General features: G+C 45.7%; 21 protein-coding genes and 2 tRNA genes. 13 read left to right on the plus strand and 10 right to left on the minus strand.

Features of this window, described 5'->3' with window-relative positions:
* Positions 1-205 precede the first annotated feature (205 nt).
* The 8 genes from C9I98_RS04760 to ald all read left to right on the plus strand — a co-directional run bounded on the left by C9I98_RS04760 (position 206) and on the right by ald (position 8,000).
* Positions 206-1,315 carry an esterase/lipase family protein gene (locus C9I98_RS04760; RefSeq protein ID WP_107271642.1) on the plus strand — a complete coding sequence of 370 codons (1,110 nt, stop codon included), beginning with the start codon at positions 206-208 and terminating at the stop codon, positions 1,313-1,315.
* A gap of 108 nt (positions 1,316-1,423) precedes the next feature.
* Positions 1,424-2,182, plus strand: a complete 759-nt coding sequence (locus C9I98_RS04765; RefSeq protein ID WP_036823852.1) for a metalloregulator ArsR/SmtB family transcription factor — start codon at positions 1,424-1,426, stop codon at positions 2,180-2,182.
* 55 nt (positions 2,183-2,237) lie between these two features.
* On the plus strand, positions 2,238-2,732 hold the full coding sequence (locus tag C9I98_RS04770; protein ID WP_036823850.1) for a phosphatase domain-containing putative toxin: 495 nt from the start codon (positions 2,238-2,240) through the stop codon (positions 2,730-2,732).
* A 221-nt stretch (positions 2,733-2,953) separates the two neighbouring features.
* Entirely contained in the window at positions 2,954-3,955 is a 1,002-nt protein-coding gene (locus C9I98_RS04775) for an ArsJ-associated glyceraldehyde-3-phosphate dehydrogenase (RefSeq protein ID WP_107271643.1), read from the plus strand.
* An 87-nt stretch (positions 3,956-4,042) separates the two neighbouring features.
* Positions 4,043-5,275, plus strand: a complete 1,233-nt coding sequence (arsJ, locus tag C9I98_RS04780) for an organoarsenical effux MFS transporter ArsJ (RefSeq protein WP_107271644.1) — start codon at positions 4,043-4,045, stop codon at positions 5,273-5,275.
* 66 nt (positions 5,276-5,341) lie between these two features.
* On the plus strand, positions 5,342-5,989 hold the full coding sequence (locus C9I98_RS04785; protein ID WP_036823081.1) for an HAD family hydrolase: 648 nt from the start codon (positions 5,342-5,344) through the stop codon (positions 5,987-5,989).
* Positions 5,990-6,091: 102 nt separating this feature from the next.
* On the plus strand, positions 6,092-6,358 hold the full coding sequence (locus tag C9I98_RS04790) for a hypothetical protein (RefSeq protein WP_036823076.1): 267 nt from the start codon (positions 6,092-6,094) through the stop codon (positions 6,356-6,358).
* A gap of 526 nt (positions 6,359-6,884) precedes the next feature.
* A complete protein-coding gene (gene ald / locus C9I98_RS04795; protein ID WP_036823073.1) occupies positions 6,885-8,000 on the plus strand; it encodes an alanine dehydrogenase in 1,116 nt (371 codons plus the stop codon).
* Positions 8,001-8,637: 637 nt separating this feature from the next.
* On the opposite strand, the gene C9I98_RS04800 is transcribed toward ald, so the two are convergent.
* Positions 8,638-9,285, minus strand: a complete 648-nt coding sequence (locus C9I98_RS04800) for a murein L,D-transpeptidase catalytic domain family protein (RefSeq protein ID WP_036826315.1) — start codon at positions 9,283-9,285, stop codon at positions 8,638-8,640.
* Positions 9,286-10,191: 906 nt separating this feature from the next.
* On the opposite strand from C9I98_RS04800, the gene C9I98_RS04805 reads away from it, so the two are divergent.
* Positions 10,192-11,424, plus strand: a complete 1,233-nt coding sequence (locus C9I98_RS04805; protein WP_107271645.1) for an EAL and HDOD domain-containing protein — start codon at positions 10,192-10,194, stop codon at positions 11,422-11,424.
* Positions 11,425-11,540: 116 nt separating this feature from the next.
* Here C9I98_RS04805 and C9I98_RS04810 read toward each other — a convergent pair whose 3' ends face one another.
* Positions 11,541-12,221 carry a YccT family protein gene (locus tag C9I98_RS04810; RefSeq protein WP_036828287.1) on the minus strand — a complete coding sequence of 227 codons (681 nt, stop codon included), beginning with the start codon at positions 12,219-12,221 and terminating at the stop codon, positions 11,541-11,543.
* Positions 12,222-12,397: 176 nt separating this feature from the next.
* Here C9I98_RS04810 and C9I98_RS04815 point away from each other — a divergent pair, with 176 nt between their 5' ends.
* On the plus strand, positions 12,398-13,156 hold the full coding sequence (locus C9I98_RS04815) for a sulfite exporter TauE/SafE family protein (protein ID WP_107271646.1): 759 nt from the start codon (positions 12,398-12,400) through the stop codon (positions 13,154-13,156).
* A gap of 89 nt (positions 13,157-13,245) precedes the next feature.
* On the opposite strand, the gene C9I98_RS04820 is transcribed toward C9I98_RS04815, so the two are convergent.
* Positions 13,246-14,436, minus strand: a complete 1,191-nt coding sequence (locus C9I98_RS04820) for a class I SAM-dependent methyltransferase (protein WP_036818394.1) — start codon at positions 14,434-14,436, stop codon at positions 13,246-13,248.
* A 217-nt stretch (positions 14,437-14,653) separates the two neighbouring features.
* Between C9I98_RS04820 and yccX the strand changes: the two genes are divergently transcribed.
* A complete protein-coding gene (yccX, locus tag C9I98_RS04825) occupies positions 14,654-14,926 on the plus strand; it encodes an acylphosphatase (RefSeq protein ID WP_036818392.1) in 273 nt (90 codons plus the stop codon).
* A gap of 54 nt (positions 14,927-14,980) precedes the next feature.
* Here yccX and tusE read toward each other — a convergent pair whose 3' ends face one another.
* The 7 genes from tusE to C9I98_RS04860 all read right to left on the minus strand — a co-directional run bounded on the left by tusE (position 14,981) and on the right by C9I98_RS04860 (position 21,911).
* Positions 14,981-15,310 carry a sulfurtransferase TusE gene (gene tusE, locus C9I98_RS04830; RefSeq protein WP_036818390.1) on the minus strand — a complete coding sequence of 110 codons (330 nt, stop codon included), beginning with the start codon at positions 15,308-15,310 and terminating at the stop codon, positions 14,981-14,983.
* A gap of 133 nt (positions 15,311-15,443) precedes the next feature.
* On the minus strand, positions 15,444-16,109 hold the full coding sequence (locus C9I98_RS04835; RefSeq protein WP_036818387.1) for a Bax inhibitor-1/YccA family protein: 666 nt from the start codon (positions 16,107-16,109) through the stop codon (positions 15,444-15,446).
* Between the two features lie 292 nt (positions 16,110-16,401).
* Positions 16,402-17,151 carry an amino acid ABC transporter ATP-binding protein gene (locus tag C9I98_RS04840; protein WP_036818385.1) on the minus strand — a complete coding sequence of 250 codons (750 nt, stop codon included), beginning with the start codon at positions 17,149-17,151 and terminating at the stop codon, positions 16,402-16,404.
* Between the two features lie 24 nt (positions 17,152-17,175).
* Positions 17,176-18,273, minus strand: a complete 1,098-nt coding sequence (locus C9I98_RS04845; RefSeq protein WP_107271647.1) for an amino acid ABC transporter permease — start codon at positions 18,271-18,273, stop codon at positions 17,176-17,178.
* A 13-nt stretch (positions 18,274-18,286) separates the two neighbouring features.
* Positions 18,287-19,453 carry an amino acid ABC transporter permease gene (locus C9I98_RS04850; protein ID WP_051902010.1) on the minus strand — a complete coding sequence of 389 codons (1,167 nt, stop codon included), beginning with the start codon at positions 19,451-19,453 and terminating at the stop codon, positions 18,287-18,289.
* 76 nt (positions 19,454-19,529) lie between these two features.
* Complete coding sequence (locus C9I98_RS04855; protein WP_245907085.1) at positions 19,530-20,747, minus strand: amino acid ABC transporter substrate-binding protein; 1,218 nt, start codon at positions 20,745-20,747, stop codon at positions 19,530-19,532.
* Between the two features lie 228 nt (positions 20,748-20,975).
* Positions 20,976-21,911: an SPOR domain-containing protein gene (locus C9I98_RS04860; protein ID WP_245907086.1), complete on the minus strand. Its 936-nt coding sequence runs from the start codon at positions 21,909-21,911 to the stop codon at positions 20,976-20,978.
* A 267-nt stretch (positions 21,912-22,178) separates the two neighbouring features.
* Here C9I98_RS04860 and C9I98_RS04865 point away from each other — a divergent pair.
* Positions 22,179-22,269: transfer RNA gene (locus C9I98_RS04865), tRNA-Ser, on the plus strand.
* A 42-nt stretch (positions 22,270-22,311) separates the two neighbouring features.
* A tRNA-Asp gene (locus tag C9I98_RS04870) sits at positions 22,312-22,388 on the plus strand.
* The last annotated feature ends 182 nt before the right edge of the window (positions 22,389-22,570 follow it).

Here is a 22,570-nt window from a genome sequence, read left to right on the forward strand (position 1 = left end):
TTAAGCAGCAATGTTAATTCATTGCTGCATAATTTTTTAAATTGGAATGCAAATTCTAATTTTTATTTATATAATGAAGTTCCCGCTATTTTTAAATTTTATTTTTTGTTTTTCTTATCTGATATAAATATCTGGCCATTAAAACCATTGTCTATCTTAGCGTTAATGCTTAATATGAAGACATAACCATAGAAAAGCTGGCAGTATGATAAATAAAAACAACCTTGGCAAAACGCTTCAAAGCCTCAAAGAGGAGTTATCAAGCAAAGTGCTTGAGAACAAAGAGTTGGCAAAAGAAAAAGTGACTCAACTTTTTGAGCAAGGGGTTATACCGCCTCAGGGGGAAGCTTTCCAGGCAGTGCTCAATGGTGCCATTGGTGACTACCTCGAGAAGAAAAACAGCCGACTTGCGCTAAAAATGGTATTTACTGATCAAAGCCAAACGCTCAGTGAAATGCCATCGGTTTTATGCTCGCAATTGCCAGGGGCGACAGGTCGAATCGTGCTTTGTGTACACGGATGGTGCATGGCAGACAAGGGGTGGTCACGTAAAGACCAAGATATGGGACAAGCGTTTGCTAGCTCCGGTTACACTCCGGTATACCTCTTCTACAATACGGGCAAGCATATTTCACTTAATGGCGAAGAGTTTGCCTATCGGTTGGAGAAGTTGATCCAAGCTTGGCCATGCAAAGTGACAGAGTTGGTGATAATTGGCCACAGTATGGGCGGGTTGGTCACTCGAAGTGCTTGCCATTATGCCGCAGAAAACCAACTTGGTTGGTTGTCGGTTTTACGCACCTTTATAACGTTGGGTACACCGCATAATGGTGCGCCACTGGCTAAGCTTGCCTGTTGGATAGACGACCATGTCGCCAATATCCCGCAGCTTAAATTTCTTCATAAAATTGGAGAGATCCGAAGTAGCGGTACCAAAGATTTGAGCAAGGGCTACATCTTACATACCGACTGGCAGCAAGAGAACCAAATAGGAACTCAAGAAGCGGGACTGCCTATTTCTCGCCCTGCGTTACCTTGTCACAGTGCTTGCTATGCAGTGGCAACCTGTTTAGGCAAGAACTTAAAAGACGAGAGTAATCGAAAGCTGGGGGATGGCTTAGTGCCCGTTAGCAGCGCCCTTGGTGAAAGCACGAAAGGCATTATGGCACTATCTTACCCTGATGATCACCGCTGGGTTGCAGGTGGGATTAATCACCTTGATTTACTCAACCACCCAAGAGTGTTTGCCAAGGTTAAAGAGTGGGTATTGCTGAATACCGTTGAGCAGCCTGCTGGTTATCTGACTTCAGATTAACCCTATCTTTGAGTAAGTCATCTATTCACATAAGCCTCTTTAAATAGAGGTTTTCATATTCGCTTTTTCATATATAATGATTACCATATATAGCGAACGGCGACTCACATGAAACGTATTCTGTTTTTATGCACCGGGAACTCTGCGCGCTCACAGTTGGCTGAAGCGGCGATGAGGCATATGGCTGGAAGCCAGTATCAGGTATTTAGTGCAGGTATGAAGCCTGAGCAAGTTGATCCTCGGGTCTACCGAGTGTTGGCTGAAGAAGGTATCAATAGCGATAATTTGCACAGTTTGTCGGCAGAAGATCTGCAAGATCAGCACTTTGATACAGTGATCACCCTTTGTGATAAAGCCAGCAACGAATGTGCATTATTCCCTGATTCGGATGCCTTGTTGCATTGGGACTTTAAGGATCCTAAGCCGCTGGCGGGTGATAAGCCATTTCGTGACACCTTGGAAGGGCTTAAAGCACGAATTAGTTTGTTTCTGATGCTGAACGGCACTGAGCAAAGTTCGGTTTTCGGTCCTGTTGAACTATTCAAGATCATGAGTGATCCGCTGAGGTTGCGTATCTTAATGCTTATCGAAGATGAGAAAGCATTAAGCGTGAGCGATCTTGTTGAAGTACTGGGGGTCAGCCAGCCTAAAGTATCTCGCCACTTGGCACTGCTACGTGATGGCGGGGTATTAGAAACCCAGCGTGAAGGCCTATGGGTTTTCTATCGACTTTCTTCCCAGTTACCCGTTTGGGTGCAGCATACACTGGCAACCGTTAGAAACGGGAATCCAGGGATGATTAACAAAGAAAAGCTAAAATTAAGTCAGATCTCGGACCGAAGAAAACCAACCAAGTCATTAGCGTGATACTTGGTAGGGCTAGAATTTTAAGAGCAACATTTCAATATTACAGGTGCTATTTATGTCAAACACACACCCATTTTGGACTCTACCCCTTGCTGACAGTGGTAAGCTGCTACTGACGCCTTGCCCTGGTACAAAAGAAGCGAGCCTTGAAGAGTCGCTTACTCAACTAAAGGAAGCGGGTGCGACTGCCGTATTCACAGCCCTTGAACCAACAGATCTGCCTGATGATGGCTTAACAAAGCTGGCAGAAGCCTGTCAGGCGATGGGGATGAAATGGTTCCACCTGCCAATTGAAGATGATTGTGCACCTGGCATGCAGTTTGATGCCAATTGGTCAGAAGCGAATAAAGCGGCACAAGCGCTGCTTGATAAAGGTGATGGCTTAGCTATTCATTGCATGGGCGGTTCTGGCCGTACTGGCTTGATTGCGGCTCGCATTATGCTTTCTCGTGGCGCTGAACTGGAATCAACAATCAGTCAGATCCAGGCACTACGCCCTGGTGCTTTCACGCGCCAACCTCACATCGACTACATTCAGAATTATAAATAATTCGATTGAAGCATTTTTAATGTATAGAACCCTACCTCGGTAGGGTTTTTTTATGCCTGTCGCTTAGGTTGCTGTTAATGAAAATCAATAGGATAAAAAAAGATCGGCTTTTTTCTGAAAAAGATCTGGTAACTGACGTAGGCTATAGTTAATATATGTGAAAAATCATATATACGAAAAATCGTATATAAACACAAAGTACACTCTGAGGATATTGTGTTATGGCTATTAAAGTTGGTATTAACGGTTTTGGTCGCATTGGTCGTTTAGCACTTCGTGCTGCATTTGATTGGGAAGAAATTGAGTTTGTACAGATCAACGATGTGGCAGGTGATGCAAAAACGTTAGCGCACCTACTTGAGTTTGATTCGGTACAGGGCCGTTGGGATCACGCTGTTAGTGCTGATGGTGATTCAATGATCATTGGTGATACCGTGATCCGTTGTACAAAAGAGCGCGATATCGATGCTGTTGATTGGTCTGGCTGTGATGTTGTGCTGGAAGCAACCGGTGTACACCGTAAAGTTGAGTTATTGAACAAATACTTAGCACAAGGTGTGAAACGCGTGGTTGTTTCAGCACCAGTGAAAGAAGCCGATGTACTGAATGTCGTGGTTGGTGTGAACGACCACCTGTTTGATGCCGAAAAGCACAAGATTGTGACAGCCGCATCGTGTACGACTAACTGTATCGCCCCTGTGGTTAAAGTTATCCATGAAAAATTGGGCATCGAGCAATCTTCATTCACCACTATTCACGATTTGACTAACACCCAGACAATTCTTGATGCGCCTCATAAAGACCTACGCCGTGCACGTGCGTGTGGCATGAGTCTTATTCCAACGACTACAGGTTCTGCTACTGCTATCGTTGAGATCTTCCCAGAGCTTAAAGGCAAGATTAACGGCCACGCTGTTCGCGTTCCACTAGCAAATGCGTCGCTTACTGACATCATCTTTGATGTAAGCCGTGATACAACGGCTGAAGAAGTTAACGCGCTGCTAAAAGAAGCGGCTGAAGGCGAACTGGCTGGTGTATTGGGCTTTGAAGACCGTCCTCTCGTATCTATCGATTACAAAGGCGATCAGCGTTCAACTATCGTTGATGCACAATCAACCATGGTCGTGAATGACCGTATGGTAAAAGTCTACGCTTGGTATGATAACGAAATGGGCTACGCGACCCGTACATCAGAGTTGATCCGTAAGGTGGGTCTGGCTTAAACCCGCCGCATCATTTCTGTAAGTAACTAAGGCTCGGTGCAAATAAGTGCTGAGCCTTACAAATTAAGATAGTAGTGAGCATTTGTCATGATTAAGGCATTCTCTAATCTTTCCAAAGACGTTCGTCAGTACGCGCTAGTCACCTTCAATTATTGGAATTTTACCATCACTGATGGCGCGCTCCGTATGCTGGTGGTATTGCACTTCCATCAACTCGGCTACTCTTCATTACAAATAGCTTCGTTATTTTTATTCTATGAATTCTTCGGTGTGGTCACGAACTTGGTGGGTGGCTGGCTTGGTGCCAAGCTTGGCTTAAACCGCACAATGAATGTTGGCCTAGGCATGCAAGTTGTCGCATTATTAATGCTGGCAGTGCCGACAGCCTACTTGACTGTGCCATGGGTGATGTTGGCGCAAGCGCTCTCGGGCATCGCAAAAGACTTGAACAAGATGAGTGCGAAAAGTGCCATCAAGACCCTTGTACCCAATGATCAACAAGGTGCGCTATATAAGTGGATTGCCATTCTCACCGGATCGAAAAATGCACTTAAAGGCGCGGGCTTCTTTATTGGTGGCTTGTTATTGGCGGTTGTGGGCTTCCAAGGTGCCGTTGTTGCAATGGCGACAGTACTGCTTGTTGTGTTGGGCATGAGTTTGGTCTGGCTCGACAAAGACATGGGTAAAGCAAAACAAAAGATTAAATTTTCCCAGATTTTCTCGAAAAGCAGCAGCATCAATATATTGTCTGCGGCTCGAATGTTCTTGTTTGGCGCACGTGATGTTTGGTTTGTTGTGGCGCTGCCATTGTATCTTAGCCAAGTGTTCGATTGGGATCATACGGCAGTAGGTGGCTTCCTTGCGACTTGGGTTATTGCTTACGGCTTCGTGCAGGGCGTTGCACCTAAAATCACCGGCAAAGCCAAAGGTGTTGTACCTGATGGAAAATCGGCAATGGGTTGGGCGGGTTTATTGGCGATAGTCACGGCCATGGTGGCGGTGGGTGTGCAAATGTCATGGCAGCCAGAAATTACTATTGTGGTTGGTCTTCTGATCTTTGGTGCGGTGTTTGCGGTAAACTCATCATTGCATTCATACCTTATCGTAAGTTATGCCAAAGATGATGGGGTATCGCTGGATGTTGGCTTCTACTACATGGCAAATGCAATGGGGCGCTTGATTGGTACCATCCTATCGGGACTTGTCTATCAAATTGCGGGCCTTGAAGCATGCTTGTGGATTTCATTTGTATTCCTTGCAATGACCACCTTGATATCTTTGTGGTTGCCAGCCCACCCGAAAACGCAGGCAGCTGGCTAGCAAGAGAGCTAGCCTGAGACCCTGCGTAGTTATACTATACGGCCTTCAATGATTCTGGAGAGAGAAATGCAGGCCGTTTGTTTTGATTTTGATGGTACGTTGGTGGATTCTGAGGTTTTCCATGCAGGAAACTGGAGTGAATACCTAGGATCGCTCGGCGTAGATTTTTCCGCTGCGGACTTTCTTCGTGAATATGCCGGTGTGCCCTGGGTGAAGGTCGCAACGGCGCTGGTGCAACAATTTTCGCTTTCTGTAGAAGCGGCGGTTATTGTCACAGACATGGAGCAATTAACCCATAAAGCCATTCTTGAGAAAGGGATCCCTGCCAAAGAAGGGGCGGTAGATCTCTTAAAGCACCTACATGGTGAGCTACCATTGGCTGTTGTGACAGGTGCACCAAGAGTTTATGTCGAAGGCATACTTGCCCATTACGGTTGGTTAGATTATTTCGACCATGTGTTTTGTGGTGAAGACGTAAAGCAAAACAAGCCTGCTCCCGATATTTATCAACTCGCTTGCCATACATTGGGATTGGCCTCGAGCCAAGTTGTTGCAATTGAAGATAGTTTAACCGGCGCACAATCGGCAAACTCTGCAGGCCTGAGGCTGGTTGTTGTCAATGATATTCACCCTGTTGGTGAAAGCCTTACCCCTTACTGCTATCGAACCTTAAAGGACGCGTATTCAGAGCAAACTGATTGGTTGGTAGCATAATTTTTCGGACATATAATGCCTTTACTATGCGATTTTATCGATCGACAGCAAGATCAGTTATAGTAAAGGGAGATGAACATACCTGTAATTGAGTGGTAGCTGATGGATAACGAAGACATCATGACCGGCGATATGCTAGTCGAAACAGTGAAAAACCAATTGGAAGAAGGCAATCCCATCAAGGTGAAAGAAACGCTGATGAGATTGATGATGACTGGTACACCTCGTGATGAAGCTATCGAAATGATTGCTTGCGCACTTTCTATCGAGGTATTTGACGTGGCCAAGAATGATGGCTCATTCGATCTTAAGCGCTATACCGAGAACCTGAATTCACTACCGGATATGCCTTGGGATTACGAAGACTAACTATCACTCCCGACCACTAGCTGTGAAGCGCATCAAATAAAAGCCACCTCGGTGGCTTTTTTGTTGTCTGTAATTTAACAGAGTGTTTCAGTTTTCCTTGTTTTATACCGCTAATGTTAATTGTGAGTGCGTCGCTTTTCCTTGTATAAAACACCACGCCAACCAGCTTGATTTAGTGTTTTATGCTGGATTGTATGAGCTGACTCACGTTTTATTTACCGTAAGCGCTGTTTTTTTCAAAGCCTTGTCACAATATCGAGCTTTACTGGTAGGTTTTAAGTCTGGTCTTTGGTGGTTTTGTGGTCTTTATCACTATATTTTAAGCTTAAAGGTAAAATTCATTGCTAGTTATTGGTCTAAAGGTGGTATTTTCTTGTGTGACGAAGTTCAAAAACGGATTATTGTGCTACAGCAGAATAATAAACTAGTGGTATTTGTTGGTTTATAGTTAAAAAACGGTCACACATTCCATTCTTTTTTCATTATTGTGTACCTAACTTCTAAACAAGGCAGCAAGGAAACAAAAATGATTATTGGTGTACCTAAGGAAATTAAAGTTCACGAGTACCGCGTAGGTATGGTTCCAGCATCAGTTAACGAAGCAGTTGCTCACGGCCATACTGTTTATGTAGAAACTAACGCAGGTGCAGGTATTGGCTTTAGTGATCAAGATTACATCGATGCAGGTGCTAAGATCTTGCCAACAGCCGAAGCGGTTTTCGCTGAGTCTGAGATGATTGTTAAAGTGAAAGAGCCACAAGCGGTTGAGCGTGCGATGCTACGTGAAGGCCAAATTCTATTCACTTACCTACACCTTGCGCCGGACCCAGAGCAAACGCATGACCTGATCAACAGCAAAGCTGTATGTATCGCTTACGAAACAGTGACTGATGACCATGGCCGTTTACCACTTCTAGCGCCAATGTCTGAAGTGGCGGGTCGTATGTCAATCCAGGCTGGTGCATTCGCGCTAGAGAAGTCAAAAGGCGGCCGCGGCATGCTATTGGCAGGTGTTCCAGGTGTTGAGCCTGCGAAAGTGGTTATCATCGGTGGTGGTGTAGTGGGTGCTAACGCAGCTCAGATGGCTGTGGGTATGCGTGCCAATGTTGTCGTGCTTGACCGTAACATTGATGTGCTGCGTAGCCTTGATGTTCAATTCGGTGGTGACGTACAGTGCGTATTCTCAACCAAAGATGCTATCGAAAAACACGTACTTGAAGCTGACCTTGTTATCGGTGGTGTATTGGTGGCTGGTGCAGCAGCGCCTAAGCTAGTAACTGCTGAAATGATCAAGAAGATGAAGCCTGGTGCTGCAATTGTTGATGTTGCAATCGACCAAGGTGGTTGTGTTGAGACTTCACATGCAACAACTCACAGCGAGCCAACTTACATTGTTGATGACGTTGTTCACTACTGTGTTGCGAACATGCCAGGTGCGGTTGCACGTACTTCAACGTTTGCGCTAAACAACGTGACACTGCCTTACATTCTGAAGCTAGCTGACAAAGGCTACAAAGCTGCGCTAGAAGAGGATAAGCACCTACTTAACGGCCTAAACGTTTACCGTGGTCAGGTTACATGTGAGGAAGTTTCCGAAGCGCTGGATCTACCATATATCGCACCCGCTCAAGCTATCGCTTAATTTCGGAAAATCCCAACCTTTTCAAATCCCTGCCTAGGCGGGGATTTTTTTGCCTGCGGGCAGCATCGGCCAGTCCTTGTATAGGGCGAAATCGTAGCAACTAGGCCCAGACACATTCTCATTAGGAAAACCCTAGTTGATTTAGGACCGCTGGATCTTTTTAAACACAACCTTGTCTACAAGCTTATAAATTATCGCTGAATTTGTACCTTGAAGTAGCTTGGGTATATGTTATTAAAATTATTAATCGCTTATTGAATATCTAAAAGGAACAATTACTTACGAAGGGGGTAAATACGTTGGCTAGGCGTTTATGAATGAGCGGTATGTTTACTCATTAGAATATATATAAACTTAACGCATTGAAGTTGAAGCTATTTAGTGAAATAAGTAATTTTTTAATTTACATATAGGTACACTTAATTAGTCAGGTAATGATTATACTAACCTACATAAATACGTGATCTGTCCTACTGGTTAAAATCGCTGTTCTCTAGGTTTGAATTGTTGTTATTACAGCAAGGGAAGGGTAATAGTATAGATATAAAAAAACAGTGATAAGGCTTATTTAAATAAAGCTATATCACTGTTTTTGATAATCAATTTAGGGGGAGAGGTACAATCTCGACTGCCGATATTAAGCTGTCGCGTAAATAACACTGCCACCTTTAATCATGTCGATAATTTCTCTAGAAAGCTCTGTTGGTAGCGCAGGGCAACCCCAGCTGCGGCCAAGATAACCATGGCGCTGGATGAACGATTCAGTCGCATAATCGGCACCGTGGATCACGATATAGCGTCGACGAGCATTGTCGTTGATACCCGGTGTGAGCCCGTCTAAGCGCAGCGAGTAGCCGTTGCCACCGTAGTAGGTTGTGTCGGTCAGAAAGGTACCCAGCGATGTCTGACGCGAGTTAACGACGTTAGAAAAACTGGTCGCTTGTTTGCCGCCACTGTTGACGCCATGAGAGACAAACGTTTTGTATACCAGCTTGTGACGCTTTAGATCGATAACAAAGAAGCGCTCTTTAGTCGAAGGCTTACTGTAATCAATGATGGTAAGTAATTGTTTTTTACGTCCTGGTGTATTGTAGTAGGCGTTATAACCCTCTTTAAATACTTGATAATCAACAATCCCTTTTAAGTTTGCCTTATTGTAAGCATCCTCGACAATAATGTCTGGGTTTGATTGAGTTGTATAAGAAGGGTTGTTAATGACACTTGCAGATACATGAAGTGGCAGCGCAAACATTGCCAATAATAAAAGGTGGAGTAGCTTTTTCATTGTCCCTAAAAATGATTCTTAGTGTGGTTTTGGTTAATGTTGACGTGACTTTATCACAAAAAATCTGAGTTATTACCCCTTAGTAAATAGAGGTAATATGACCGTCAAGGCAAAAAAATAGGGTTTTGTTTTTATTCTTTGTTGAAAAAAACAGCAATTACAGGGAATTATGAGCGATTGTTTTTTTATATCCCAATTTGTCCTATTACGTTTAGCAAAATGCTAATTTGATCTTTTATCTTTTTCATAAGACGCTAATTTACTGTTTATTAGGCACAAAAGTATCGACATATTTTGTAATCATTGAATAATCAGATTTTTGACCGTTTGAATGAAAAATGAGCACTATATCCCATTTTACTGTTCGTTTTATAAACAAGTAAAGAGCGTGTTATGTGTTCTGGTGAGTATTGGGTCAGTTGCCAAAGGCGGAAAATTGATCCTACAAGCATTGTAATTTGATGAAAGCTAAGGCCGTTACCATAAAAAAGTGCAGGAAGTGTCCTGCGCTTAAAGTTTAGTGCTTAATGGTTAAATATTGCACAATGTTGTCCAGCTGCCATCGAGCCTCGGAAGTAGCGGTATGCCCAATCGGTGTTGAGGTAGCCAATCCCCCACAAGCGGCGGTGCCATATACGTTCCATTGGGCCAGTTCTGAATCTTTGCCCGTGAAATCTACAGCGACTTATTTCGTGTCATCAACCAGATGGGCGGGCGCTTGATTCTTGTGATGACGTATTTGGATGGGTAAAAAATGACAAATAAATAGCATTTTTGTATTTGTGGGTGCTGAATTATTGACAGTAGTTATGTCTATTTGTATAAATTTATTAATTATTAGGGAAACGCTCCCGTAAAGAAGACAAGGAAAAGTGGCCGAGGCTGTAAGCCAGAAGCTAATTTGACATGGAATATTCTGCTGTCCGCCAACCTATCTATAATGCCAGAAAAAACAAAGTCGCTTACCAAGTTAGCTTTTGGCACCGTGACAATCCTGGCTTGAAAGCGATACCGATGAGCATCTTTGACGATCAATCCGATCCTAGAAAGCTCAATGAGTTATTGTCTAAAGCGGGAATGAATCAATACGCTGAGAATAAAACCCTGATTGTTTCCTTCCAGCGAACGGCATTAGAAAAGCTGTTCAATTACTTTTTCTCGTCCCGTGGCTTAGTTATTGAGCTGGCACACAACGAAAAGCTGGATGATGAGCTGCTGGCTTTGTTAAAAGTGGGGCATAAGCTTGGTTATCCCATCATTATTGGGGAAAGGGCGCTATTGAGCGGCAATGAAGCGTTTTTGAAGTTCTGTAGTCACATCAAGATCAGTGCAAAAGGCAAGAACCTCAACATTGTTGAGCAGCTTACGCGTAAAGCGAAGTCTTACAAGCTAAGGGTGATTATCGACCATATAGCTTCCGATGACGACTTTACCCACTATCGTAGCTGTAAAGCGGATTTCTATAAGGGGGATATATTTTCAAAGCAGAACCTTGTTGAAATGCGATCCAATAAGCTTAATGAAGGCGCACTTCTTAATGTTTTCCAGCATGTGATGGCTGAAGACTACTGTTACGCGGGTTTGACCGATATTCTGGCTGCAGATGCGAAGTTGACGCACAAGCTGCTTAATTTCTTAAACTCTGTGATGTACGGAAGAGAGGGGACGATTTATTCGATAAAGCAGGCTGTTTGCTTTATGGGTGAGGATAAAATGAGGAAGTTTGTTTCTCTACTTACGGCCCAAGAGCTAACTGATTCACGCCCCGAAGATATTTATCAGCAATCAGTAAGCCGAGCCCGGCTATGTGAGTTGATTGCCATCCATTCGGGTTGTAACCGCTCTATCGCAGACAGAGCATTCCTAACCGGACTCTTTTCGAATCTACCGGATATGCTTGGGCTAGACATGGAAGAAGCGATAGAAACCATGAAAATCCATCATGACATTCGATTGGCACTCCAAGGGCAAGAAAGTAACTTGAAGCATTTCATTGAGATGGTGCTTGCTTATGAGAAAGCCGATTGGCAAAGCTTAGAGCGTCTGTCTGAGCAAAAACGAGTTTCATCCGAGCTGTTACCACGTCTATATAGGCAAATGCTGCAAGAAATCCGCACTGAGACCTTTTTAGTTAACTAGTTAATCATGATGTAATACTAATTGGGTATATTCATTTTCTGTAAATACGATAACGTAGAAAAAAGAGCCGCTATAGCGGCTCTTAGTTATTGCTTTTTAAGGATTAATCCTCTAGCTTACTCAGCGTTGATTCGAGCTTTAAAGCGTGCGCGAGTTGCTTCATCCGCTTGCTCATACCAGTAATTCAGCATATTTTCTGGGACATTCTTACCCTGAGGCTGGCTTGTGGCTTCATCAGGCTTTGCCGGCGAAGTGGCTGCTGGTAGTTGAACTGGTTTTGGTGTTGTGGTTGCAGCGGCAGCTGGCAGAGTCGCCACTGCAACGGCAGAAGTGAGTGCTGCAACTTTGCCCGATTGGTTATACGCGGCGATTTCAGCTTCATAGTCTCGGCCAAACTGTAGACCATGCTTGATCAGCTTGTCTTGCTGGTAGCTGATAGCTTCACCTTGGCCGTTAGCCAAAGTGAAGTTTGGTGATTTGTTGAATTTGCGGACATCTTGCCCAGAGCGAAGTCTTGGAAGTTCTAGTTTTAGGTTTTCGTCAGATTCATCAAATTTCACGATAATTACGTCAGATTTGAAAACCTGATCATCACCGTTTTCGCGGTAGGTTCCTTCGTAGCGAAATGCAAATTGGTTCTCACCATTCTTAAATGTTTGTGTATCGTTACCTTCGGCTTCAACACCGTTAATAAGTACTAGTTCTGCCTGAAAAGGTAGCTCAAGCTTTACATCGGCAAGAGAAGGGAAGCTAAGGCCACATGCAGCCATCGCAATTAGCGCAGTGCGAAGTTTCATAGGTGTTCCTTGAAAAATGTGATTATGCCAAACAGACTGTTTCAATTTTTATCACAGCAGTCTGGCGCTAGTTACCTGAATATAGGCTGAATCATAGCCTCTATCGAAATGAAAGTACTAATAACTAAGTAGAAATTTTTAACCTAACCACATAATAGAATCAAGGAATGATCTAAATGGATATCTCGCTACTGCATATTGTTATGCTAATAGTGACCGGATTTTTAGCAGGAATCATTAATACGCTCGCTGGCGGGGGGTCGAACCTAACGCTACCAGCGTTGATGGTGATGGGAATGCCGGCAGAAGTGGCCAATGCAACCAACAGGGTTGGGGTGGTGGTGCAAGGGCTGACAGGCATGGTTGGTTTCAAGCGCCATGGCAAGCTAGATACGTCAGATACTGGTCCAATTTTGATTCCCATGATCATAGGGGGGCTGTTGGGCGCTGTAGGTGCAGCCTATGCCCCATCAGAATGGATTAAACCGCTGTTACTTGGCACCATGCTGGCAATGGCATTGGTCATTTTGCTCAAGCCTTCTGTGGTTGCCCCAGCGCTTGGTACCGAGCCAAGAAAAGTTCGGGATACGCCAAGTTCTTGGTGGGGGCTGGGCCTCGCAGGCTTTTACGGTGGCTTTGTGCAAGCCGGTGTTGGTTTTGTACTTATTGCCGCACTAGCAGGTACGCTTCGCTATGACTTGGTGCGTGCCAATGCGTTAAAAATGCTATGCACGCTGGTCTTCACTGCAGTAGCTTTGGGGATTTTTGTGGTCGAAGACTTAGTATTGTGGATCCCCGGACTTATTTTGGCGGTGGGCAACATGACGGGGTCGCACCTAGCGGTTAAGTTTGCCATCAGTGCCAAGCCTGAGACATTAAAGTGGTTCCTATTTGTGATGACGTTGTTCGGCAGTGCGGCGGCAATGCTGATGTAGAGGCCGATACGGTAGAAAATACGTGATGATAGAAAAAACCAGCCTAAATGGCTGGTTTTTGTCTTTAGAGCATTTGCAGTGCTAGGACGTTACTTAACGTAGCAAGCAAAGCCTTTTAGGTAGAAGCCTTCAGGGTAGGCACTGTCTAGTGGGTGATCAGCCGCTTGGCCGAATCGCTCAATAAACTGTACTTCACGGTGGGCATCAAGTGCGGCATCGGCAATGATCTTCTGGAACAGGTTGTTGTCCATCAGGCCAGAGCAAGAGTATGTTAGTAAGGTGCCTCCAGGCTTAAGGATTTGCATCGCCAGCATGTTGATGTCTTTGTAACCACGGCAAGCACCAGTTAGTTGCGCTTTGCTTTCAGCAAATTTTGGCGGATCCATGATCACCACATCGAATAACTCACCACGGTCTCGGTATTCGCGAAGCAACTTAAACACATCAGCATTAAGGAACTCGGCGTTTTCGAGCGGGTAGCCGTTCATTTCTGCATTTAGGCGGGCAGTATCAAGCGCTGGCTGTGATACGTCCACATTGACCACTTTGCTTGCATTGCCTTTTAGGGCGTAAAGGCCAAAGCCGCCGGTGTAACAGAAGCAGTTTAGAACGCGCTTACCGTTAACGTACTTAACAGCGGCTTCGCGGCTATCGCGTTGGTCAAGGTAGAAGCCTGTCTTGTGGCCGCCGACGATATCAACATTGATTTTAACGCCGTTTTCTTCGATGGTGACAAACTTAGGTGGCTCTTCACCTGAAAGCACGCCAGTGCGTTGTTTCAGACCTTCTTTCTTACGAACGGATACATCGGAACGCTCGTAGACATTGCATTCTGGGTAACAGATGTTAAGCGCTTCTACTAACGCCTCTTTCTGAGCTTCTGCGCCAGCGCTTAGCAATTGGCACACCAGAAAGTCTTGGTAGCGGTCGATGGTGATACCCGGTAGGCCATCGGACTCTGCGGCAATCAGGCGGTAGCCCGTCAGTCCGTCGCGTTCAGCCAGAATGTCACGCAAGCCCTGAGCGGCCTTGAGGCGCTTAACAAAGAAGTCGACATCAATAGACTCGTTACGGTCAAACGTCCATACACGAACGCGGATCTGAGATTGCGGTGAAAATGCACCACGAGCTAGCCATTCACCTTTGTGATCGAAAACATCGACGGTATCGCCAAGCGATGGTTTGCCTTCTACGCGTTGAATACCACGAGAAAAAACCCAAGGGTGACGGCGGCGAAGAGATTTTTCACGGCCTTTAACCAGATAAATTGAAGCTGTCATGACATGCCCAGTATGGATGTAGGAATGGTCGCGTATTATGTTGATGATAACGAGGAAAAGCAACCGCTGTATGACCTGATCGAGGGTATGTAGTAGGGGATGCTTACGATGTCGTGATTTCAATACGCTGTTAATATTGGCTGAGGGCTAGAATAAACTTGGATGTTGAGTAGAAAGCGCTGCTGCCAATGGCTTAGATTGAGGCTTAGGAAGAGATATGTCACATATTTGCGTAAAAGCATTGATAAAAGGAATGGTACAAGGTGTGGGGTTTAGGTTTCATACCGCACATGAAGGTTTGAAGCATGGATTAGCGGGATATGCTAAAAACTTGCCTGATGGCAGTGTTGAGGTCTTGATGTGTGGCCATGAAGAGCAAGTCGAACAACTTTTACGCTGGCTTAATACCGGACCGAAGACTTCCAGAGTAGATAGCGTGGAGTCAGAAGAAGTCGAGTGGCGGCATATCGATGGTTTCGAGATTATGTAGCCTATACCTTTAAGGTATGAAAAAGCGAGCATAGCGCTCGCTTTTGAAGTGGCATTAAATGCACTTAACTGGTTTCGGTAGCCCTGCAAGCTTGGTGGCCTGCTTTGCCGGACCTTTCGGAAATAGCTTGTAAAGGTAGCGAGAGTTACCTTTTTCTTCGCCATATTTTTTCGCCATGGCTTTGACCAGCATACGTATGGCCGGAGAGGTATTGAACTCTTTGTAGAAATCACGCACGAAGTGAACCACTTCCCAATGTGCTTCGGTCAGGGTGATAGCTTCCTCTTCCGCTAGGATCGGAACCAGCTCCTCACTCCAATCATCAATATTTTTAAGATAACCGTGGGCATCGGTATCTATTTGTTTGCCGTTGAATTCAAGCATGATAAGCCTCGGTGTATGTAACGGGCAAAGGATAGAGATTATCGGGAAAAGCTGCAAGCCCTCGGGCTATTAGCAGCCAAAAACAAAAAAGCGCCTTGCGGCGCTTTTGGGCTATATCAGTCTTGACGAGCGATTAGTCGTCACCACCCATGATGCCTAGGATTTGAAGTAGGCTCAGGAATAGGTTGTAGATAGATACGTATAGCGTCACAGTAGCAGAGATGTAGTTAGTCTCGCCGCCACGTACGATGCTCTGTGTTGTCAGTAGGATAGCTGCAGACGAGAACAGTACGAACATGCCGCTAATTGCCAGAGAAAGCATTGGCATCTGTAGGAAGATGTTTGCAATCACTGCCACGATAATCGCGATAAAGCCAGCTAGTAGCATGCCGCCTAGGAAAGACAGGTCACGCTTGGTCGTTAGTGCGTATGCAGAACATGCCATGAAGGTCAACGCTGTGCCGCCTAGTGCCGGAACAATGGCATGACCCATGCCTGCGCCGATGTACATGTTCAAAATTGGTCCAAGGGTATAGCCCATGAAACCTGTTAACGCGAAGGTGAATACAAGACCCAGACCGCTGTCACGGTTCTTTTCAGTTAAGAACATCAAACCGTAGAAGCCAACCAGAGTAATGATCAAACCTGGGTGAGGTAGGTTCATTGCCATCGCAAAACCTGCGACAACAGCTGACCATACCAAAGTTAGTGAAAGTAGAAAGTACGTGTTGCGTAAAACTTTGTTAGTAGACAGTACGCTTTCGTAACTTGCGCCACGATTGACAATACGATCGTTCATAAATAGTCCCCTTGGGGTTAGTTATGTGATTGCTGATGATCCATATATTGGGGCATTCCATCCGAAATGCAAGTTAACCGTTAGCATATTGCTGCTAGCCCCAAACAATTTGTATTTCCATTACCTCTTAAATAATCATTGTGAGCCTCAATGATTCTTACGAGATAGCTTAGCTTTAAGTTTAACTATGTGACCTGAATGATACTTAACAATTCATTATCTTTGTGGCTTAAGTTGTAAACGAATGTAACAGCACGTCGTTGCTGTGTCTCATGTCATTTAGTGCTAAACCTCAATGAAGAATCTGATTTAAGAACAATTGGGTACGATCCGACTGAGGGTTATCGAAGAAGGCCTGTGGCGTGTTTTCTTCTATGATTTCCCCCATATCCATAAAGATGACCCTGTCGGCAACCTGACGGGCAAACCCCATTTCGTGGGTGACGCAAATCATCGTCATCCCCTCATTGGCAAGTTCAACCATGACGTCCAGGACCTCCCTGACCATCTCCGGATCCAATGCTGATGTCGGTTCATCAAATAACATGACTTGCGGTGTCATGCAGAGCGATCGGGCAATGGCGACACGTTGTTGCTGTCCGCCTGAGAGCTGGCCGGGGTATTTGTTCGCCTGTTCGGGGATTTTCACTCGCTCAAGGTACTGCATGGCAATCTCTGTAGCCTCTTTTTTCGGCATCTTCTTCACCCATATCGGCGCTAGGGTGCAGTTCTCAAGCACCGTGAGGTGGGGAAACAAGTTGAAGTGTTGGAAGCACATCCCCACTTCTTTTCGCACCAGCTCAATGTTTTTTAAGTCGCTGGTTAGCTCGTTCCCCGCCACGATAATACTGCCTTTTTGGTGTTCTTCTAATCGGTTGATGCAGCGTATTAAGGTTGATTTTCCCGACCCCGATGGGCCGCAGATGACGATTTTCTCCCCTTTGTTCACGTGCAGGTTTATATTTTTCAACACATGGAATTGCCCATACCACTTGTTGACATCATCCATGGTGATCATTGCTTTAGCCGATGATTGGTTCATAACGATTCCTTAGCCCTAGTGGTATTAATGCTTGTGCCCGGTGTGGAGTTTGTTTTCTAGATAGATGCTGTAGCGCGACATACCGAAGCAGAACACCCAAAACACCAAGGCGACAAAAACATAGCTCTCAGTGGCGAAGCCCAGCCATTTCGGATCGGTGTTGGCAGCTTGGCCGATACCGAGCACATCAAACATCCCAATGATCAGAACTAAACTGGTGTCTTTGAACAATCCAATGAAGGTATTAACGATAGAAGGGATGGTGATTTTCAATGCTTGGGGAAGCACGATCAGGTACATCTTTTTCCAGTAGGTGAGGCCGAGGGCATCGGCTGCTTCATATTGGCCCTGCGGGATGGCTTGCAAGCCACCCCGCACAACCTCGGCCATGTAGGCCGCACTGAAGAGCACAACCCCGATAAGGGCGCGGAACAGCTTGTCAGTCTCTGCTTCGGCGTTGAGAAACAGAGGCAGCATGACAGAGGCCATAAACAATACCGTGATAAGCGGTACACCGCGCCAAATCTCGATATAGACCGTGCATAGGCTGCGAATTATTGGCATTTCTGAGCGCCGGCCAAGGGCAAGCACCACGCCGATGGGTAAGGACACCACGATACCAACAATGGCGATAATTAGCGTTACCAACAAGCCGCCCCACAGGTGGGTTTCGACCACGGTGAGCCCCCAGAAACCGCCATAGAGCAAAGCGGCAATAATAAATGGGTAGATATTGACGAAAAACAACCATATCCACTTACGGCCGGGCGTCTTTTCATAGGCGATGAGTGGGAGAAATACCGCGAGACTGAAATAAAACAGCTGCGGTCGCCACAACTCTTCTTTGGGGTAAAAGCCAAACATGAATTGTTCAAAGCGCACTTTGATAAACACCCAGCAGGCTCCTTCCCGTGAGCAAGCATCACGCGTTGCGCCAACCCAATCGGCTTTAATGAATGACCAATCGATGATTTGCCAAACCACCATGATGGCAAAATACCCGAGGGTGAGTGTGACAAGGCTGTTCAACACGCTGGAGAACAAGTTTTTCTTAAGCCACCCGACAAAACCTACCGTGTTGGGCGGTGGCGGTTGGTCTGGCTGGAATTCATGCTTGCGCATTGGCGTTCCTTCTTTATCGTTCAACGAGTGCCACCTTCTTGTTGTAGATATTCATCAGTAGCGAGGTGAACAAGCTAAGTGCAAGATAGACCGCCATCGTCATTGCAATGATCTCTATTGCTTGCCCTGTTTGATTCAAGGTCGTACCGGCAAATACCGACACCAGATCGGGGTAACCGATAGCCATCGCCAATGAAGAGTTTTTGGTCAGGTTAAGGTATTGGCTGGTTAACGGCGGGATGATGATCCTAAGTGCTTGCGGGATCACTACCAGACGAAGTGTTTTTCGTGGTGATAAGCCCAGAGACAAAGCGGCTTCGGATTGCCCGAGGCTAACAGCGTTGATCCCTGAACGGACGATTTCAGCAATGAATGAGGCGGTATAGATGCTCAACGCCAATAGCAGGGCTGCAAGCTCGGGAATAATGCTAATGCCTCCCCGAAAATTAAACCCTTTTAGCACGGGAGCTTCGAAATGAAGCGGCTGACCGGTGAGGAAAAAGGCAATGGTTGGCAAGCTGATCAGCAGGCTTAATGAGACCCACAATATAGGGTATTGCTTGCCACTCAGCCTTTGCTGGCGCTTGGCGTAAATGGCATAAGCTATGGAAAGGGCAATAGCACACATTAGCCCGATAGCTATCCAGCCAGCCCCTGGCTCAAAAATGGGTTTGGCAAAGTACAAGCCCCGCACATTAAGGAAAATACTTTCGCCTAGCGACATGCTATTTCGAGGTGATGGCAGGGCTTGCAGTACCGCAAAGTACCAAAAGAAAATTTGCAAAAGCAGGGGAATATTACGGAATACCTCGATATAGACAGCGGCACAGCGACTGACCAGCCAGTTAGATGATAGGCGGGCTATGCCAATAATGAAGCCTACAATCGTGGCGAAAATGATACCGAGCACCGAAACCAGGGCGGTGTTGAGCAAGCCGACAAAAAAAGTACGGCCGTAGCTGTAGGTTTCATCGTAATCAATCAAGGTGAGGCCAATGCCAAACCCTGCTTCTTGCGATAAAAAGCCAAGCCCAGTGGCTATCCCACGTTGCTCTAGGTTAGTCAGCGCGTTATTCACAATGGTATAGACGAAGAAGAACAGCGTAATAACGGCAATTAACTGAAAAACAAATGAGCGAAACGTCGGGTTGTACAAGAGGTTTGCTTTCTTAGCAGACAAAACATCACATCCTGTTGTGGCCAAGCAAAATAGAGCGATAGTGCTGCGGGGAGGTTATCCCCGCAGTTTGTTGCTATTAGCGGATAGGAGGCGCGTACTGCAGACCGCCATCAACCCAAAGTGCATTGACACCACGCTTGATTTCAAGCGGTGAGCTCATACCTACGGTGCGTTCGAAGCTTTCGCCGTAGTTACCCACTTGTTTGAGGATCTGGTAACCCCAATCATCATTGAGTCCCAGCCCTTTGCCTTTAGGGCCATCTTCACCTATCAAGCGGCGAATGTTGGGGTCGTTCGACTTTTTCATGTCATCCACATTATGGGAAGACACACCCAGCTCTTCGGCATGAACCATGGTGTTGTGGGTCCATTTCACAATGTTGAACCACTGGTCGTCACCTTGGCGGACAACTGGTCCTAGCGGCTCTTTAGAAATAATCTCTGGTAAAACGACAGCTAACGATGGGTCTTGTAGATTTAGGCGCAAAGCATATAGGCCGGATTGGTCTGTGGTGAGTGCATCACAACGGCCAGCTTCAAACCCTTTAACGGTTTGAGCAGCGGTATCGAAGACGACTGGGTTATATTCCATTTCGCGATAGCGGAAGTAGTCAGCCAAGTTCAACTCGGTGGTGGTACCTGACTGAACACAGATGTCTGCGCCATCGAGCTGGGTGGCGCTCTCGACTTCTTTCGCCAACTCTTTGTTGATCATAAAGCCTTGGCCGTCGTAGTAGTTAACACCTGCAAAGTTAATGCCTAGCGCAGTATCACGGTGTAGCGTCCAAGTGGTGTTACGCGAGAGAACATCAATTTCACCGGATTGCAGCGCGGTAAAGCGTTCCTTGGCGGTGAGTGGAATGTATTTCACTTTGGTTTTATCACCCAGTGTTGCCGCTGCAACAGCCTGGCAGAATTCGACATCAAGCCCTTCCCATTCGCCTTTCTCGTTCGGGTTCGAGAAACCAGGTAAGCCGGTACTTACACCACATTGGACGTAACCTTGGTTTTTGACTTTATCGAGTGTGGCTGAGGTGGAGGAGGAGCTGGTGGATGGTTTGTCAGCGAGTTGTTTTTCTAGTGAGGCGATTTTGTCTTCTAATGCTTTTACATCACTTGAAGCTTCGGTTGTTACGGTACTACCTGCGCTGGCGAGTTGTTGTTCCAATGATTCGATTTTTGTTTGTAGTGATTGGATCATTTCTTTGTCTTGGCTGCTGCCGGAATCACCACAGCCAGATATTGCAAGAACAAGAGATGAAACAGCGAGAGAGTATGTTATGGGTTTGCTCATAGCTACGTCCTGTCGTTCTTAATTCAAAGAGGAAAACCCCAAAATGGGTACAAACCAAATGGCGCATTAATATTTTGGTTTGATAAAAGTATAGAAACACTTTGAAATACTTCTAGTTAACAGTTTTGCAACTTGGTTTTGGTGAGGCGTTGTCAGGATAGATAAATGGCACGGGAAGTGCCATTTTATGGGAATAAAGTGTTTGGAAAGCCGTATTTGCTGGGGGAATTAACTCGCTTCAGTGACACAAGTGGTATAGAGCAACGCGCGTGGGCGGTACTCATCATAATGGCCATTGCGAAGGTTCAGTGTCTTGATCTCGCCGGTGTAACTATTGATGGTGTCAGACCAATAACTGTTTGAAACAGGCCAATGATTACGAAGCAGGAAGCGTTGGCCGTATGTTTGAAGATGTTTGAGTTCATCATAGGTTGGTAGGCGTAGGCCAAATCGTTGGCACCATTGGCCTGCGTTCTGGATGCTGACTCGTGACCAGTATTGGTTATGCTCTTTCACAAATGCGGGAGGCATGTCTTTTGACGATTGAATATTCTTCGGCTGATAATACTTAATGTTGTCAAAGGTGAATGAGTAAATCGCTGAGTCCAACACTGTACGATTTTCGATAAGTGTCTCTTTGGGTGGCTCTGCGTTAGCACGTTGGCTTGGCTTCGTTTGAGCCTGTTCATTCTCAACAGCAGCAAGTATTGGCTGCAAAGTTTTACCGGCACTGGAGATCGCGATCGGCTGTTTGGTTTGACGTATAAATGTTTTTTCGATCTTGGCTGCTGCAAGTTTTACTTTTGCGTCTTTTGCTTGTTCAACCGAATCAAAAGGGCCAATCAAGCAACGATAACTTTTGCCGTCATGAATAAGGTAACTGGCTGAAGGGAAAGCCTGAGTGACGATGTTAGAAAACTTTCTGGCCGGAATGGCTTGGCTGTAGTTACACTGCAGCCAAAAGTGACTCTGATGTGGCTGGGGGTCACGTCCCCATAAGCCTGTGCCTGTGTCACATTGGCTGTTTAGCCGTTGCCAGCCAGAAGGGAGTGACGATGCAGTACAGCCAGTTACATTGGTTTGCGGTTCAGCTGCAATCGAAGGGGAAGCAGAAGCCATTAGCAACACAGTGCATACAGCAGTGGCGTTCAACTTATTCAACATTTATTCAGATACTCAATAGGCCGTAACTTCGTTATAAGAACATAAAAATGCCAATAATGTTCATTGTTAAAGTTGACTTGAATCACAAAAACGTAAACGTATTGGTTTTGCTTTTTATACTGAACACTTTTGTTTATAAAACAACATCATAGATGTCAAACCTGAATGGTAGCTAGTCGCTTTGGTATAATTTTGTTCTGTTGGTGTTTATTTGACAAAAAAGTCTTTACAGGGAAAAGTGAAGGCCGTATCATGCATCGCACTTACGGAGAGATGGCTGAGTGGTTGAAAGCACCGGTCTTGAAAACCGGCATACGTTTGTAGCGTATCTAGGGTTCAAATCCCTATCTCTCCGCCACATTCTACAAGTTGGGTTAGTTACCGAGCTTGGCAAAGAATTGGAGCGGTAGTTCAGTTGGTTAGAATACCGGCCTGTCACGCCGGGGGTCGCGGGTTCGAGTCCCGTCCGCTCCGCCACTACAACGAAGCCTCGTCAGAAATGACGGGGCTTTTTTGTCTTTATTAAATTTGATGTTCGCCCTTCGGTCGAATGAGTCCCGCTCGTGCGCGAGTCCGATGGAGCGCCAGCCCGGCCGTTCCGCCACTACAACGAAGCCTCGTCAGAAAGACCGGGACGCGTAGTTGGGGCTTTTTTGTAT

This window comes from Photobacterium sanctipauli (assembly GCF_003026495.1).
Lineage (GTDB): Bacteria > Pseudomonadota > Gammaproteobacteria > Enterobacterales > Vibrionaceae > Photobacterium > Photobacterium sanctipauli.